Raw genomic sequence first — 1976 nt, 5'->3', positions numbered from 1 at the left:
GTGCCGGCGTCGCACAAGATGCAGTTTTCGATGGCGGTTCTTGCCCTCTACCGCCATGGCAAGCTGCGCGTTGTGCGGATCGAGTTGATTGGGCCCCGGGCCGAGGATGGGATACACCGACAGCACGTCATAGACAGGGGTCAGACGGAAGCGCCCGCCCGCGTCGATGTGGACGCTGAAGTTCTTTGCGTGGCCGTCGGTCGCGGCAAGCATCCAGAACAGGATCTGCGTCTTGAAGAAGGTTGCTCGATCCTCAGGCTGCTCGGATTGCCGAAGCAGATCCATGATGGCCACGATGCCGGGGCCGCCATCGGATTCGTACTTCCGGGCAGCGGGGAGACCAAAGACCTGGCACATATCTTCCTGCGGCAAGCGAAGCCACCACGTGCGATCCGCGGCCAGTCGCCGGTCGAAACGTTCGACGATCAGTGCACCTTGATCCTCAAAACGCCCCATCTGCGTATCCGCGACAGGAATACCAAAGGCTGCCAGCAGGTGCATGCACAGCCACTCGTTCTCCACGGACTGGTGCATGTCCGCACGCATGTTGCCGACGATACCCAACGGCAGCTTGAAGATGTGCGTGGACGGCGTACTGCCGGTGGGAATGCACCATTGACCATCGTGCAGCAGCAGGCCGGTCTTTTCCTGCGCTCCAGCGATGGAAATGCGGAACGCATCATCGCTGGAAGAGGTGCCAGGCAATGCACTTGTTGTGACCTGGCGCAGGACTTCAGCGACGCCTGAGTCATTCAATGGCTCGAACGTTATCCGCTGGATGGCATCCGGTGTGCGCGAATGTGGCAACAGCTGCACCGCGCCCACACAATCCCGGCCAATGGCTTCAAGCAGATCGAACGTATCGCTGCTGCGCGTGGCGAACCGGTCGCGGATCCGGTTGCGGATGGTGACATTGTCGGGGAGAAGATTGTCGAAGTAGTCGTTGACAACCTGACCTTGATGGTTTTCACCGTCGGGCAGCAGGGGGAGCGAAAGGGACAGCGGTCGCGATTGCGTCGAACCAATCCATTGGCTGAGGTAGGAAAGGCGGGATGCCCGGTTCCGCGCATCATCCCAGAGTGCTACCTCGACACCATTCATCCAGACCCGCAACGTACCCATGGCTTACCACTCCGAAGTCGACGTGTTTTCCCGGGGACTTCGCTGCTGCAGGCTGATTTCCAGGCCCAACACGGCCCAGACCCGCATCAATCGCTCGAAGGTGGCAGACGCTGGATCGCGTTCCAATGCGCCGACTGCCTGGCGGGAGATGCCTAGTCGCTCGGCCAGCTGTGCTTGACTCAGCCCGGCCTGGCGTCTGAACGCGCGCATCAGCGGCGCAAGTTGCTGCGGTGTTCTCACCGTATGCGGCGGCCTGTCCATACTGGCAGTCCTTGGGAAAGATGACCGTACGCCATCACGTACGCAAAGGATAGGTTGCTTTACGACACGCAACCTATCTCTTTCCTGCGCCACAGGCAACCTATGGGTTGCCTTCTCAAAAGGCAATCAATAGGTTTCTTTTTGTGGCAGCGCTACTACGCCACCTGCACGATATGCAGCGCCTTTGGGTTGCGCCACTGCGTCAGCAACGCCGCTTCTCGCGCCTTGGCCTTTTCGAAGTGCGCATCCTTGACGTGACCGAAGCCGCGGATGTGCTCGGGCACGCTGGCGATCTCCACCGCCAGCGCCAGGCGGTCATCGTCCAGGCCGTCCAACAACACCTGCACGGTTGCCTCGTAATCGCCGATCAGCTTGCGCTCCATGCGACGCTCCTCGGTGCGGCCAAACACATCCAGGCGACCGCCACGCAGGAACTTCAGCTTCGCCAGCAGGCCGAACGCCTTGAACATCCACGGGCCGTATTCCTTCTTCTGCAACTGGCCCTGTTCGTCCTTCTTGGCGAACAGCGGCGGTGCCAGATGGAAGCGCAGCTGGTAATCGCCCTCGAACTGCTGCTGCAGGCGGCGCTGGAA

General features: G+C 60.7%; 3 protein-coding genes. All 3 read right to left on the bottom strand.

All coding sequences use genetic code 11. The features are described 5' to 3' along the window. Positions 1–1122: HipA domain-containing protein (locus DBR20_RS11565; RefSeq protein WP_258223309.1), on the bottom strand; the 1122-nt coding region annotated here is incomplete at its 3' end. Between the two features lie 3 nt (positions 1123–1125). Next, entirely contained in the window at positions 1126–1383 is a 258-nt protein-coding gene (locus tag DBR20_RS11560; protein ID WP_108266267.1) for a helix-turn-helix transcriptional regulator, read from the bottom strand. 155 nt (positions 1384–1538) lie between these two features. Then, a partial coding sequence (locus DBR20_RS23020; protein ID WP_343125686.1) for a DUF6537 domain-containing protein occupies positions 1539–1976 on the bottom strand: 438 nt, incomplete at its 5' end.

Origin of the sequence: Stenotrophomonas sp. HMWF023 (assembly GCF_003060985.1) — a bacterium.
GTDB classification, from domain to species: Bacteria; Pseudomonadota; Gammaproteobacteria; order Xanthomonadales; family Xanthomonadaceae; genus Stenotrophomonas; species Stenotrophomonas lactitubi.
Note: the sequence above shows the minus strand (reverse complement) of the source record. Positions and strands in the feature narration are given on the sequence as shown.

Coding starts and splice junctions, on each gene's coding strand:
- DBR20_RS11560 (WP_108266267.1), bottom strand. CDS start 1,383: ATGGACAGGCCGCCGCATACGGTGAGAACACCGCAGCAACTTGCGCCG.